The organism is Clostridium sp. D33t1_170424_F3 (genome assembly GCF_015667585.1).
GTDB lineage: Bacteria > Bacillota > Clostridia > Oscillospirales > Acutalibacteraceae > Anaeromassilibacillus.
Genome location: NZ_JADPEG010000010.1, coordinates 14,295 through 28,306 on the forward strand (window position 1 = coordinate 14,295; position 14,012 = coordinate 28,306).

Genomic DNA, 14,012 nt, shown 5'->3' on the forward strand with positions numbered 1-14,012 from the left:
TCGTCAGTTCGCCGCTTGCAGCACGAATGCACGCGCCGCCGCATCGGCGTTCAATATATCATCGACGGACGCAATTTGCTTCACATCCGGTTGATGTTCCATTGCCTGTGTTACCAATTCGCCAATCCGCGGCAGGGAAATCCGATGCTCCAGAAACAGGCGCACCGCCTCCTCGTTTGCTCCGTTCGCCGCTGCCGGAGCCAGGCCGCCGCGCTCCAGGGCATGCCGGCAGGCGCGCAGGCAGGTAAAGGTCTCCATGTCCGGCTCGCGGAAGGTCAGCGTCCCACATTGAATCAAATCCAGTTGCTCCACGGGAGAAGCCATTCGCTGCGGCCAGGTCAGCGCATATTGGATGGGAATGCGCATATCCGGCGCGCCAAGCTGTGCAATAATGGAATTGTCCTGGTATTCTACCATGGAATGCACAATGCTTTCCCGGTGCACGACCACATCTACCTGTTCGCCCGGCAGGTCGAACAGCCAGCATGCCTCCATTATTTCCAGCCCTTTGTTCATCAACGTGGCGGAATCGATAGTTACCTTCGCCCCCATATTCCAGTTGGGGTGCTTCAGGGCCTGTTCCGGCGTCACCTGCGCCAATTCCTCTTTTGTCATGCCGAAGCACGGACCACCGGAAGCCGTCAGAATAATACGCTTTACTGCCTTCTTTTCCGGGCAGCCCTGCAAACACTGAAAGATTGCGGAATGCTCGCTGTCCACGGGAAGAATCCTGACGCCGCGCGCCCTTGCTTCCGCCATGACCAGCGCGCCGCCCGCCACCAGCGTTTCCTTATTGGCAAGCGCCACATCCTTGCCGGCACGGACCGCCGCCAGCGTCGGCAGCAATCCGACCATACCCACTACCGCGTTACAGACAACGTCCGCAGGGGCAAAAGAAGCGGCTTCGCAAAGCCCCTCCATCCCCTGCACCACCCGCACCGGGGTGTCCGCAACGGCAAGCCGGAGCTTTTTGGCCGCATCTAAGTCAAAAACCGCAACAAGTTGCGGTTTGAATTCTCTGATTTGATTTTCAAGAAGCGATATGTTGCGGTTTGCCGCAAGTGCGCATACGTGTAAATTCAGGCGGCGCGCCACATCGAGCGTTTGCAGGCCGATGGAGCCCGTTGCACCCAACAGGGAAAGGTTTTGTTTCATAGGAGTCCCCTTCCATAAAAAAGAGCACAGACCCTTATCTGTTTTTTCAGAATCTGTCCTCTTTATGAAGTATTATGAACGACTTGCTCGTTTTATATAACAACAATCGGAAAAAACTGCACCCAAAAATACACGAAGGGCGCCACAAAAATCACGCTGTCAAACCGGTCCAGAACGCCGCCATGCCCGGGGATCACTTCTCCAAAGTCCTTGATGTGGCAGCTCCGTTTGATCAGGGAGAAGCTCAGGTCTCCAATCACCGAAAGCGCCGCGCCAACCAGGCCGATCACAAACAGGGAAAAGTACGAAATCTGCACCTGATAGGCATAAAAAATCGCGTGAAAAATGTATCCGAAGACCAGCATTGCCGCAATGTCTAAAACAAAGCCGCCAATCAGGCCTTCTACTGTCTTTTTGGGGCTGATCTGTGGACAGAGCTTGTGTTTGCCCAGAAAACTCCCCGCAAAAAACGCGCCAACATCCGCGATCCAAGCGGAAAAAATGGCGATAATTACATAAAACATGCCGTGGTTATACCCCATGGAACGCAGGCCGACCAGCGTCTCCAAGGCCGTGGGGATCAGCAAAGTCATACTGTACACCACGCCGATCTCCCGGAAGGTAAATATCTGATGGTAAAAAATCAGGGAAACAAACAGGATTACCGTATAAATATAATAGACTGCCTGCTGCCAAACCGGATCCTGCACCAGCGGCAGCACGGCGGCGAACACCGCGCTGGGTAAAAGCAGAATGGAATTCTTCGACATGCCCAGGGCAGAAATAATCTCCACCACGCCCATCACCGAGATTAAAGAAATCGCCAGGTTGAGCGCCATGGGAAAAGAGCGGTTAAAAATGACAATTGCCAGTAAAAAAACCACCAATGCCGCGCCGGAAGCCACTCTCGATTTCAATTAAATCCCTCCAAAGCGCCTGTTTCGCTGTGCGAATTCCATCAGGGCGCGGTCCAAATCTTTTGTGGTAAAGTCCGGCCACAGGATATCCAAACTCACATATTCACTGTATGCGGACTGCCAGAGCAGAAAATTGGAAGTGCGATTCTCCCCGCTGGGCCGGATAATCAAATCGGGGTCGGGCTGTCCAGCGGTATAGAGATGCTTTTCAATCAGGGCTTCATCTATGTCTTCCGGCGCCAGGCTGCCGGCCGCCGCTTCCCGCGCCACTTGGCGCATTGCATGCGCCAGCTCCGCCCTGCCGCCGTAATTCATTGCAATGTTGAGCACCATACCCGTCTTATCCTTGGAAGACTCCTCCGTACGCCGGATCAGATCCTGCAAATGCGGCGCAAACGCAGACGTATCCCCGATAAAACGCGTGCGAATATTTTCATCTGTGAAATCCTGGAGCGCTTCCTCCATGTACTGTTTAAAAAGGCGCATCAGCGCCTTTACTTCGTCCTGCGGACGTTTCCAGTTCTCCGTGGAAAACGCGTAAACCGTCAAATACGGGATACCGATTCTGCTGCAGTACCGGGCGATCGTACGGAACGTATTGGCGCCGGCCGTATGGCCCGCCGAGCGCGGCAAGCCGCGCTTTTTGGCCCAACGGCCGTTGCCGTCCATGATGATTCCCAGGTGGTTTGGCAGCATTGCCGTTCCCAGCTTTTGATCTGAAGCTTTCATGCCATCCGTCCTGTCTTCCTATTAATACGCAAAGAGGGGATCAGTTCATTCCGGAAAACAGTTATATTTCCATCAATTCCTTTTCTTTTTTTGCAAAGAGCGCATCCATTTCTTTGGTATATTTGTCTGTGAGGTCCTGCGTCTTCTTTTCCGCCTTTTTGAGCTCGTCCTCGCTCAGCTCCGCTTTTTTCTCCATGGCTTTCAGCTTTTCCATTGCGTCACGGCGAATGTTGCGGACGGCAATTTTGGCCTCTTCCGCCATTTTGCTGATCTCCTTAACCAACTCCTTACGGCGGTCCTCTGTCAGCTGCGGAAAAATCATCCGGATGGTCTTTCCATCGCTCTGCGGATTAATGCCGATATCGGACGTCTGGATCGCCTTTTCAATGGCACGGCAGACGGAGGCGTCCCAGGGCTGGATCACCAGCACGCGCGCTTCCGCAACGGACACGGCCGCAAGCTGGTTGACTGCTGTGGGCGTGCCGTAATAATCGACCTTTACTTTTTCCAATACTGCCGGATTCGCTCTTCCCGCGCGGATACCCGCATAGGCATGGGACAGATTGGAAGCGCTTTTTTCCATGCGCTCTTCCGCATTTTTCAATACTTCTTTCATTTACATATCCTCCTTCACAATTGTGCCGATCGGTTCGCCGCAAACTGCTTTTTTGATGTTTTCCGGGTCGTCAATGCTGAATACCAAAATCGGAATATGATTGTCCTTGCACATAGAAGCCGCCGTGCTGTCCATGACCTTTAAATCCCGATTTAAAACGTCCATAAAGGAAAGCGAATCGAACTTGACCGCATCTGGGTTCTTTTTGGGGTCGCTGTCGTAAACGCCGTCGACCATCGTCGCCTTTAAAATAATATCCGCGTCGATTTCCGCCGCCCGCAGGGAAGCCGCCGTATCCGTGGAGAAAAACGGGTTGCCTGTGCCGCAGCCAAACACCACCACGCGCCCTTTTTCCAGATGCCGCACCGCACGGTTGCGAATGTAAGGCTCTGCAACCTGCTGCATGGAAATCGCCGTCTGTACGCGCACCGTTACACCCAGTTGCTCCAGCGCATCCGCAACGCCAAGCGCGTTGATGGTCGTCGCCAGCATGCCCATGTGATCCGCGCGGGTGCGGTCCATTTTACCGCTGCTGCGTCCGCGCCAGAAGTTGCCGCCGCCCACAACAATGGCAATCTCCGTGCCCATATCCACACACTCTTTGATCGGCTTGCAAATCTTCAAAACCGTATCGAAATCAATCCCGTGGGACTCCCGCCCCGCAAGGGATTCCCCGCTCAATTTTAAAAGAACCCGTTTATATTTAGGCTGCAAATTGAACAACTCCTACTATAAATTTTTGTAAAATTGGTTTGGACTTCTATTATTTTACAATATGTATTTCGCAATGTAAAGCCTTTCCGCCGCAATTCACCTATTATTCACAAGTGTGCCGGACCAGGCCGCGGATACAATAAAAAAGACAGGGTCTTCCCTGCCTTTTTCTTCCTTTATATATCCTTTTTGATTTTACTGAGCGCGCCTTTTTCCAGCCTTGAGACCTGCGCCTGGCTGATCCCGATTTCCGCCGCCACCTCCATCTGGGTCTTGCCGCGAAAAAACCGCATGGTCAAAATTCGCTTTTCCCGATCGCTCAGATCACTGATGGCTTCCTTCAGGGCAATTTCATCCAGCCAGTTGCTGTCGTCGTTGTTGTCTCCCACCTGATCCATCACATAGATCGTATCTCCCCCGTCGGAAAAAACAGGCTCGTACAGGGAGACCGGTTCCACGATGGATTCCAGCGCAAGCACGACGTCCTCCCGGGGAAGGTCCAGCTCTTTGGCAATCTCATCGATTGTGGGTTCCCGGTTGTTTTGGGCGGTCATTCGCTCCTTGGCCTGCATCGCCTTGTACGCGGTATCCCGCAGGGACCGGCTGACCCGGATGCTGTTATTGTCCCGCAGGTAGCGCCGAATCTCACCAATGATCATGGGAACGCCATAGGTGGAAAACCGCACGCCCTGACTCATATCAAAATGATCGATCGCCTTGATTAAGCCGATGCACCCCACTTGGAACAGATCGTCCAGATTTTCGCCGCGGTTGGTGAAGCGCTGGATTACACTGAGCACCAACCGGAGGTTGCCGTTGATCAATTCCTCTCTTGCGCGCATGTCGCCATCCTTCACGCGCGTCAGGAGCTCTGTCTTTTCCTTTTCGGTCAGCACTTTCAACTTTGCTGTATTTACGCCGCAAATGTCCACTTTGTTGTACACTGCACATTGCCTCCCGTCTTCTATTCGCAATCAGTATTGCCATGAACCGGAAGGAACATGCACAGGGAAAATCCAAAAGGAACCTCTGGCCCACCCGCCAAAAATGGAAAAAGCCGGACGGCGTCCGGCTTTTTCTGATCAGTCAAGCTTATAAAAAATTTATTTTATTTTCAGCGGCAATAATTTTCGAGATAGCTGTCCAAACTCTCCTGAATAATCAGTTTGGCTGCTTCCGTGTCCCGTACATTGTCGATCGCGGTCGTCTTTCCCTCCAAAGCTTTATAAACAGAAAAGAAATGCGACATTTCATCAAAAATATGCTTGGGAAGTTCACTGATGTCCCTGTAACCGTTATAGGTGGGGTCGTTGAACGGGATGGCGATAATCTTCTCATCTTTGAAGCCGCTGTCCTCCATGCTGATGACGCCGATGGGATAGCAGCGTACCAGCGACAGCGGGTGGATATTCTCTGAGCAGAGCACCAGCACGTCCAGAGGATCATGGTCCGCGGCGTAGGTCCGCGGGATGAAGCCGTAATTCGCCGGATAGTGCGTCGAGGTATACAGGACGCGGTCCAGCGAGAGCAGGCCCGTCTCCTTATCCAGCTCATATTTTGCCTTACTTCCCTTGGTGATTTCGATTACCGCACAAAAGTCGTCTGTTTTAATGCGCTTCGGCGATATATCGTGCCAGATATTCATAAACATTCCTCCTTTTTCGGCTGAGCTCCAGACGCAGCCCTCTTGTTTATTATTGTAGCATTTCATACGGAAAGAATCAATTGATTCTATAGGGTTTATGCAGATTCGGACAAATTATGCAGCATTCTACAGGGAAACGCCGCATAGATATAAAAGAAAACTACAATACTTTTAATATTGCCGGTCTTCCGGCTGGAGGGATTTCCATGAACTGCAGAATTGCGGATATGCGCCACAAAGAAGTGATCAACGTTAAGGACGGCACGCGCATCGGGCTCGTATGCGATGTGGAGATCGATACCGTCACCGCCCGGGTGCTCTCGCTCGTCATCTACGGCCGGCTGCGTTTCTTCGGGCTTTTCGGGCGTGAGGACGATATTACCATCAAATGGCAGGATATAGAAGTCATTGGTGACGAAACTATTTTGGTGTGTTATAATGACATTTATCGTGTGAAAAAGCGCCCGCGTATATTCGGGGGCGGCGGATAAAAAGCAGCCGCATTTTACCGGTTTTCAAATACTTTTCGATTAATCCGGCAGAATAAGGATTTTTTGTCCCGTTCAGATGTGGAAAACCCGGCAATTTTCTTATATGCGGTAAAAATATTTCTTGCAATTATCGTCGCATTATGCTATAATAGTGCGCGCAAAACACACGCCGATGCTGGACGAACCGGTGCTCTTTTAAAAAGAGTTCTGCGTCCTAAATCAAAGCGCGGCGGAGGAAAAACCAAGGAGGATTTATCATGGCAGTTGTATCTATGAAACAGCTTTTGGAGGCCGGCGTACATTTCGGCCACCAGACCAGAAGATGGAACCCGAAGATGGCTCCGTACATCTTCACCGAACGCAACGGCATCTACATTATCGACTTGCAGAAAACCGTCAAAAAACTGGAAGAGGCTTACAATTTCGTGCGCGACATCGCCGCGGAAGGAAAGTCCGTCCTGTTTGTCGGTACTAAAAAGCAGGCACAGGATTCTGTCAGAGATGAAGCGGAACGCGCAGGCGCTTACTTTGTCAACGCAAGATGGCTGGGCGGCATGCTCACCAACTTCCGTACCATCCGCCGCAGAATTGACCGCCTGAATCAGCTCAAGGCCATGGAAGCGGACGGCACGTTCGATCTGCTCCCGAAGAAGGAAGTCACCAAGCTCCAGCTTGAGATTGAAAAACTTGAGAAATTCATGGGCGGCATCAAGGACATGAAGCAGATCCCCGGCGCTCTGTTCATCGTCGATCCCCGCAAAGAGAGAATCGCTGTTGCGGAAGCCAAGAAACTCGGTATTCCGATTGTTGCGATTGTCGATACCAACTGCGATCCGGATGAAATCGATTACGTGATTCCGGGCAACGACGACGCGATCCGCGCTGTCAAACTGATCTCCGCCACCGTAGCGAATGCGATCATCGAGGGCAGAGAAGGCCAGATGGGCGCAGCTGAGGCAGAAGCAAAAGAGAACGAAACGGAAGAGGTTGCGGGCTAATTTCCAACCCTTTCAAAATAAATAGAATTGATAAAAGCGCCGGAGGGACTTGTCCCCCCGGTGCATTTAAAAAATGGAGGTAATCAAAATGGCTGCTTTTACAGCGAAAGACGTTGCAGCGCTTCGTGAGAAGACCGGCTGCGGAATGATGGACTGCAAAAAGGCGTTGGCAGAGGCCGACGGTAACATGGACGCCGCAATCGACTATCTGAGAGAAAAAGGCCTTGCCGCAGCAACCAAGAAGGCTGGCCGCATCGCAGCGGAAGGCGTTGCATTTGCCTGCACCAACGACAGCAATGACATGGGTGTTGCGATCGAAGTCAACGCGGAAACGGACTTTGTCGCTAAGAATGCGGACTTCCAGGCTTTTGTAAAGACCTGCGCGGATACCGTTATGGCAAACAATCCGGCAGATGTGGACGCACTTCTCGCCAGCACCGCTGTTGGCACTGAGCAGACCGTCGACGCTCTGCTGAAGGAAAAGATTCTCACCATCGGCGAGAATATCAAGATCCGCCGTTTCCAGCGCTACGAAGGCACTGTCGTTTCTTATATTCACGGCGGCGGCAGAATCGGCGTTCTGGTAAAGTTTGAGACTGCTCCGGAGGTTGCCGCAAAAGAAGGCTTCCAGGAGTATGCCAAGAACATCGCGATGCAGATTGCCGCAATCGCACCCGCTTACCTGGATGAGTCTTCCGTTCCGGCAGACGTCGTCGAGCATGAGAAGAAGATTCTCACCGAGCAGGTCATCGAGTCCGGTAAGCCGGCAAACATTGCGGAGAAAATCGTTGTTGGCAGAATGGGCAAATTTTTCAAAGAAGTATGCCTTGTCGACCAGGCGTATGTTAAGGACAGCGACCTGTCTGTGAAGCAGTACACCGAAAACGTGGCGAAAGAACTCGGCGGTGACATTAAGATTGTTGCATTTGTTCGCTTTGAGAAGGGCGAAGGCCTGGAGAAGCGTGAAGACAACTTTGCTGACGAAGTTGCCAACATGATTAAATAAGTAAAACTTATATAATTTATATAGAAAGCGCTGGAATGTAAGCAGAGGAAACATTCCAGCGCTTTTTATTTCATCAAGAAAGTCACTGGATTTTCACCTTTGAATATAACAAAATCCTTTTCTGCAGGACTAACCGGAATCTTCCAAAGATTGGTAAAACACAGCTGTTTTTTATCGCATAGCTGATTTTTTCTCATATCTAAACGGAATTCATCCAGGTACACTCTACCCTTAACGCATCAAAATAACTTCATACTATATAAAAAGCTCCGCTGAATCCATTCTTGACTGGATTCAGCGGAGCTTTTTATAACAATCTCTTTTCACTATATCCGGCTCTCCTGCAACAAACCATAGCAGGGACTGCGCCCGGCACAACGCAGAATTTCTGCTATGCTGGCAACCTTTAAAATCGCTTCCAACTGATGCTGAAGCGCCCGATAAACTCCGTCTACAAGCCGATATTCCGGCATAACCGTCATAGAAATGCCGTTATCCACGTCAACACGGGCGATCTGCATCGTGGTTTCTGTGATTTCCGCAATGTCCCAAAGCGTAATCTTGTCCGGAGCCTTTGCAAGATAAAAGCCGCCATTGACGCCGCGTGTAGACGCCACGATACCCACGCCGCGCAACTCATTTACAATACTGAAGACATACTGTTTTGGGATACCGACCGCTTTCGACAAATCCTGCGCAGAAGTGATTCCCTTATGCCCGGCAAGATATATAACAATGCGGATTGCGTGATCCGTTTTTGCATTCAGCTGCACGATCCGCAAGCCTCCTCCCTCTTCTTTACTGTTAAAATCAGCCTCTGATCAAACGCTCACAGCGTACTGTAATGCGCTTTTGGCCGTTAAAATTACAAGTAAACAAGGTCAAATCCCAATCGCCAGACTGCATTTCTTCTGTATTGTACGCATCCAGAGATGTAATCTCTGTCACCGCGTAATGATAAACCTGTCCCGTCACATCTGTAAAAACGACTTCGTCTCCCGTTTGCAGTGCAGACAGGCTTCCAAAGTGCTTTTTATAATTATGTCCTGCCAGGATCATAGAATCGTCCAAAAAAGAACCGCTGTAACGGCAGGGCGACGCTTTCAGCTGCGCATCACTGCATTCCTTTTGAACGGGAAGCTCAAGTGAAAGAGACGGAAGCTCGATGACCCCGATATATTCCTGTCCCTCTAAACAAACGGCCTGCATCGTCTTGACGCTAGTTTGCGACGTCTCTGCAACCGCAACCGGGGCAATGATACGCTCTTCCAGTATATTGGATATCTGCTCTGCATACGCCTCGCCATGCTGCTCCTCATACAGATTCGACATCGACAAACCAAGAGCACCCACAATCAAAAGCGCTCCGGCAATCATAAACACCGCACTCCGTTTCCTTTTCATCCTCATCTCTCCCGTCCTTTAAACGAGCAAAACCAGCCAGTACTGAACAATGTTAATCCCATAACGGTTATGACGGGAATCGGCCAGTACCATTCCTCCCGCGGCAGCCTATCCTTCGGCACCGGAGAATCGGGTATATCCACCATCTTGCCTGAAGCAACTTTACCCGGAATCTCTTCCAGATACATGCTGCTGACCTCCAGCGCCGTGGTCCCTTCTGTATTTGCTATCCCACTGTATGAACTCTTCATTGCCAGACCAAGAGCGCTCACAATCAGCAAAGCACCAACGATCATAAAAAAGACGCCGTGTTTCTTTCTCATTCTCATCTCTCCTGTCCTTTAAAGGAGCAGAACCAACCAATACTGAACAGTGTTAGTCCCACAATGGTCAAAATAGGAACCGGCCACCAAAGCAATCCGGTCTGCGGCAGTTTGCCCGTCGGTATCGGATCATCCGGAATGTCCTCCGCCATCGCAGGCTCTGTCCCATCCGGCTTTTCTCCGCCCGGCGGCGGCTCATCCGAAATATCTTCCATGTATGTGTTGGTAACTTTCAGGACAGTGGCATTTTCCGTATACGTTACCCAATACGGTTCCGGGACATTGCGTTCCACAACCGTCCAGTCATATTGATTGCTCAGATCACTCCAAGTGTAACGCCAGTAATTTTCCGCACTCAAAACAACCGTCCTATGAACGCTTCCATCCCGAAGCAGTGAAACTTCTACTTTTTGGGGACGCTGCTCCTGATAGCCTTCATCATCCCACACCTTTAATACAGTGACTTCCTTTGTATCGGGATTTGGCCTTTCCTCTCCCCCGCCCGGATGGGACTCCATGGTGCATTTGGGTTCAACCGTCACATCATACTTCCAGACGTCGTCCTCAAGACTGGGCAAGCACACCAAAAACGGCGCGCTTCGGTAGGTCTTTTTCCCTATCGTCTTACTTTCCGCCGTCACAAGGTAAAGTCCTACATCCAAGGTTCCAAAGGAGAGCTGCCCAGAATTGTCCGTGCTCCTCACTGCAACCGGATTGATATGGTCCGCCGCCGCATAAACAGCAAGCGTGTTCCCTGCGGCATTCCATCCATCGGCGTCCAGACGATTCAAATTGACCTTATAGTCCTGAAAGTCTCCGCTTAGGGTAAAACGTACGCTTTCCGATACATCCGCCACACGGTACAGCCGAAAACGCGCTCCGGCAATGGCTGTATTATTATAACCAAAATGAAGCGATAAGGTGGTTTCCCGTTCCAGGTCAATCCGGCCAGCCGCGAAAGCAACGGGGACCAGCATGCTGAAAAACAGAGCAAGCATCAGAAAAAAAGCAGACAGCTGTTTAAAAACCAAATGCATCCGATTGTTTCTCATGGTTAACCACCTCCTTTTTGATTGTTTTGATCGTCTTTTTTCCTTTTTCCAGAACTAAACAACAGCCACCCCAGCAAAACAAGCAGGATAGGAGCCGCCACAACCGGTGCGACCAACATTGGGTCAACCTGCACCGCATCCGCCGAAACACGCAGTACAGAAGCGCCTTTTGTCCTCACGCCCCGCACCAGCAGACGATGTGTGTTGACCGCATAGGGGGTACAGGTGACCAGCGTTACATGGTCTTCCCCAGGAACAGCTGCCAGCTTGGAGACGTCCTCCGGCTCCACAATCGATATCTGGTCTACCTCATAGGTCAGCACTTCATTCATGACGACAACCGTAAAGGTATCTCCTAATTCCAAACGATCCAAGTCCGTAAAAAGTTTGGCGGTTGGAAGCCCTCTGTGCCCGGTAATGACAGCATGGGCGCCTTCTCCGCCGATCGGCAGGGACGATCCTTCCAAATGTCCGGCACTGTGCTGCAAAATCCGCTCAGATGTACCATGATAAATCGGCAGCGAAACGCCGAGCTTTTTGATTTCAACGTATCCCATCATGCCATCACCCGTGACGTTGAGCTGTGAAAGATAGTTGGCGTCAACCGGTTCCCCGTTCAGAAACTTTCCGATTCCAGAGGTACGGTTATACGATTGAGCCGATTCTAAAATTGCGTCATATTCATCCTCTGTCATCGTGTTAAGCGCCTTATCGTAACTGGCAATTGCATGCGTCGCGCTGAACTGGTTGATATAATTGCTGACAGTCGGATAGGACAGCACTCCCAGCCCGATCAAAAAAATGACGAGCAGCAATATTGTAGACCATTTTTTCTTTTTCATCCGAATCTTCCCATATCATTTCAAAAAAATTGCCTGCACGTACATACGGCGGCAGGGAGAACGCAGGGATCAAACAGACGCTTCCCGGCGCTCTCCCTGCCGCCGGACATCTTCTGTGCAATTCTGCAAAGAACACGCCGGCGGTCGTTTCTAATGGGGCAAATTATTAATCACAGTTTTTAATTTTGCAAATACGTTTTTATGTCTTGCCGGGGCCGCTGGAAGAACCATCCTCTCCCCGCATGGGATGCTTTTACGCCTGCTCGCTGCCTCTCATGCGGCGTTTTGTGATCATCAAAACAACTGCGCCGAGCATCAGACAGCCGCCAATCACATAGAACAGAGTGGTACCGATGCCGCCGGTGCTGGGCAGGTTCATTCCGGTGCTGTTGGCAATGCCCGCCTTATAGTAGCCGGAGCCGGGCGTGCCCGCCTCTACCTTGATAACATCCTCAACCGTGGTGGTCTCTGCCTCTACATAGGCCGGGACAAAGCGTTCGGGTCTCGGATCATTCTCAAAAGCGGCCATAACTTCACCGTTGCTGTTCATCCAAACCGGCACGCCGTTGATTTTGGCCTGCTCGCCCTTAACCTCTGTGGTATAGGTATAATGTGTAACGGTCTGATGCTCTGTGGTGGTATAAGGAATGTTGTTTGCATCGATTGTGATTTCAACCGGCTCATTCATCAGGTTATATCCGGTTGGGGCTACGGTTTCCTTCAGGTAATAGGTGCCTTTTTCCAAACCTGCATATTTCGCTGCGCCGTTCGCATCGGTGGTCAGGGTAACGGCCTTGCCGTCGCTGTCCAGGACAGGCTCTGTGCAGGCTTTATCCGTATAGATTTCAAACTGCGCTCCGGCAAGCTTTTCGCCTTCGTTTTTCTCTTCAAACTTGTCGATGACCAGCGCGTAAGAGTATACAATTTCCTTATCCTCGTCTTTGCCATAGCCAGGCTTGTCGCCGGGACGATCTTCGCCGGGCTTCCAGGTGTTGCCGTCAAACGGAGAGTTGCTGTAAACCAACTCTACATCATTATGGTTACCTGTGCCGGTGCCGATTGCCGCTTCAGAAGTAACAACAGCCTTGTACTCGACTGTTACAAAATCATACTTGGCAATCTCATCATAGTCAAAATCCACATAGAAGGTACCGCCGTTGCCGGCAACGCCTGTAACGTCCGCCGTATAGGCTGTGCCGTCCAAAACAACTGCATTCGCGGAATTTGTTGTATGGCCTTTGACGACGATGGAATCGGCGGTAAACTTCAGGCCATTGCTCAATGTATCGCCCATATAAAAGGTCTTGTTGGTAGCGCCTGCCGGATAGGTGGGAACCATCACAGTCAGCATATAGGAAACCTCATCGCCGATGCTGGCGGTCTGCTGATGTTTATCGTGCTTGTCGCCATCCTGTTTGCCGGTATTGATCGCTTCGTCGGTCACGGTGCCGCCGGTAATATCCTTGCCAACGCTGGGAGTGGAGGTCTTCATCTTCACAGAATACTCTTCATAAATCTGATAGACGTCTTTTCCATTCACATTTTTGACCTCGGGTTCCACTTCTGCCGTAACGGTCTGATAAATCTTTGCGCCAGTGGAAGCGCCGTCGCCCAGGATGATGTACTGGCCCATAGGCATTTTTTTAAACGTTGCAACGCCCTGATCGTCGGCAACCGCCGCCTTTGTAGCCTCCGGTTTCGGATCCTGCGCCTTTATGTAAGCGGAAAACGCGCCCAAAAGCGGCTTAATTTCGTCTTCGCTCATGTCACAGTACTTTTCTGCGGTCAGGCCTGCCCAATCTTTTCCCAGCTCATCGCCCAGAAACGCCTGGAAAACATCGTTGAACACATAACCCAATGTGTTGTTAACATCGTTATAGGTAATGGATACTACTTGATAGGCCAGAAGGTTGTCGCCGCCGTTGGCAGCTTTGTCTGTGGGGTCCGCTACGCCTACAACAATCGTCGCCGTAGAACCAGGGTTGATCGTCTTGAGGGCGCCTTTGCCCTCGCTGGTAGCCATAGCCGGGATACACAGGGAAATCACCATCATCAATGCCAGTGCCAATGCGGAAAGGTGCTTAAGTTGCTTTTTCATAATAATTCCTCTCTCTCTTTTA

At 50.9% G+C, this 14,012-nt stretch carries 16 protein-coding genes; 3 read left to right on the plus strand and 13 right to left on the minus strand.

The annotated features are described in order from the left end of the window. Positions 1 to 3: 3 nt before the first annotated feature. The 7 genes from I4V53_RS08055 to I4V53_RS08085 form a co-directional block, all read right to left on the minus strand. Positions 4 to 1,155, minus strand: a complete 1,152-nt coding sequence (locus I4V53_RS08055; RefSeq protein WP_195985188.1) for a 1-deoxy-D-xylulose-5-phosphate reductoisomerase — start codon at positions 1,153 to 1,155, stop codon at positions 4 to 6. A gap of 92 nt (positions 1,156 to 1,247) precedes the next feature. Next, positions 1,248 to 2,072, minus strand: a complete 825-nt coding sequence (locus tag I4V53_RS08060) for a phosphatidate cytidylyltransferase (protein ID WP_195985189.1) — start codon at positions 2,070 to 2,072, stop codon at positions 1,248 to 1,250. Continuing rightward, positions 2,073 to 2,801 (minus strand): undecaprenyl pyrophosphate synthase, encoded by a 729-nt coding sequence (uppS, locus tag I4V53_RS08065; RefSeq protein WP_195985190.1) that lies wholly within the window; start codon positions 2,799 to 2,801, stop codon positions 2,073 to 2,075. A gap of 61 nt (positions 2,802 to 2,862) precedes the next feature. Further along, positions 2,863 to 3,417 (minus strand): ribosome recycling factor, encoded by a 555-nt coding sequence (gene frr, locus I4V53_RS08070; RefSeq protein WP_195985191.1) that lies wholly within the window; start codon positions 3,415 to 3,417, stop codon positions 2,863 to 2,865. Beyond that, a complete protein-coding gene (gene pyrH / locus I4V53_RS08075) occupies positions 3,418 to 4,131 on the minus strand; it encodes a UMP kinase (protein ID WP_195985192.1) in 714 nt (237 codons plus the stop codon). A 176-nt stretch (positions 4,132 to 4,307) separates the two neighbouring features. After that, the gene (gene sigG / locus I4V53_RS08080) at positions 4,308 to 5,075 is read right to left on the minus strand and encodes an RNA polymerase sporulation sigma factor SigG (protein WP_050698306.1); all 768 of its coding nucleotides are present in this window, start codon (positions 5,073 to 5,075) and stop codon (positions 4,308 to 4,310) included. A gap of 170 nt (positions 5,076 to 5,245) precedes the next feature. After that, positions 5,246 to 5,776, minus strand: a complete 531-nt coding sequence (locus I4V53_RS08085) for an inorganic diphosphatase (protein ID WP_195985193.1) — start codon at positions 5,774 to 5,776, stop codon at positions 5,246 to 5,248. Between the two features lie 206 nt (positions 5,777 to 5,982). On the opposite strand from I4V53_RS08085, the gene I4V53_RS08090 reads away from it, so the two are divergent. The 3 genes from I4V53_RS08090 (at position 5,983) to tsf (ending at position 8,271) form a co-directional block, all read left to right on the plus strand. Continuing rightward, positions 5,983 to 6,267, plus strand: a complete 285-nt coding sequence (locus I4V53_RS08090) for a YlmC/YmxH family sporulation protein (RefSeq protein ID WP_050698308.1) — start codon at positions 5,983 to 5,985, stop codon at positions 6,265 to 6,267. Positions 6,268 to 6,524: 257 nt separating this feature from the next. Further along, entirely contained in the window at positions 6,525 to 7,265 is a 741-nt protein-coding gene (gene rpsB, locus I4V53_RS08095; protein WP_050698309.1) for a 30S ribosomal protein S2, read from the plus strand. An 88-nt stretch (positions 7,266 to 7,353) separates the two neighbouring features. Further along, a complete protein-coding gene (gene tsf, locus I4V53_RS08100; protein WP_195985194.1) occupies positions 7,354 to 8,271 on the plus strand; it encodes a translation elongation factor Ts in 918 nt (305 codons plus the stop codon). A 326-nt stretch (positions 8,272 to 8,597) separates the two neighbouring features. On the opposite strand, the gene I4V53_RS08105 is transcribed toward tsf, so the two are convergent. From I4V53_RS08105 to I4V53_RS08130, 6 genes are all read right to left on the minus strand, one after another. Then, a complete protein-coding gene (locus tag I4V53_RS08105; protein WP_195985195.1) occupies positions 8,598 to 9,044 on the minus strand; it encodes an RrF2 family transcriptional regulator in 447 nt (148 codons plus the stop codon). 37 nt (positions 9,045 to 9,081) lie between these two features. Continuing rightward, the gene (locus I4V53_RS08110) at positions 9,082 to 9,675 is read right to left on the minus strand and encodes a sortase (protein WP_195985196.1); all 594 of its coding nucleotides are present in this window, start codon (positions 9,673 to 9,675) and stop codon (positions 9,082 to 9,084) included. Between the two features lie 2 nt (positions 9,676 to 9,677). Next, the gene (locus I4V53_RS08115; RefSeq protein WP_195985197.1) at positions 9,678 to 9,998 is read right to left on the minus strand and encodes a hypothetical protein; all 321 of its coding nucleotides are present in this window, start codon (positions 9,996 to 9,998) and stop codon (positions 9,678 to 9,680) included. A gap of 2 nt (positions 9,999 to 10,000) precedes the next feature. Further along, positions 10,001 to 11,050: a Cna B-type domain-containing protein gene (locus I4V53_RS08120; RefSeq protein WP_195985198.1), complete on the minus strand. Its 1,050-nt coding sequence runs from the start codon at positions 11,048 to 11,050 to the stop codon at positions 10,001 to 10,003. A gap of 2 nt (positions 11,051 to 11,052) precedes the next feature. After that, positions 11,053 to 11,892 carry a class C sortase gene (locus I4V53_RS08125; RefSeq protein ID WP_195985199.1) on the minus strand — a complete coding sequence of 280 codons (840 nt, stop codon included), beginning with the start codon at positions 11,890 to 11,892 and terminating at the stop codon, positions 11,053 to 11,055. 253 nt (positions 11,893 to 12,145) lie between these two features. Continuing rightward, complete coding sequence (locus tag I4V53_RS08130) at positions 12,146 to 13,990, minus strand: SpaA isopeptide-forming pilin-related protein (RefSeq protein WP_195985200.1); 1,845 nt, start codon at positions 13,988 to 13,990, stop codon at positions 12,146 to 12,148. Positions 13,991 to 14,012 lie beyond the last annotated feature (22 nt).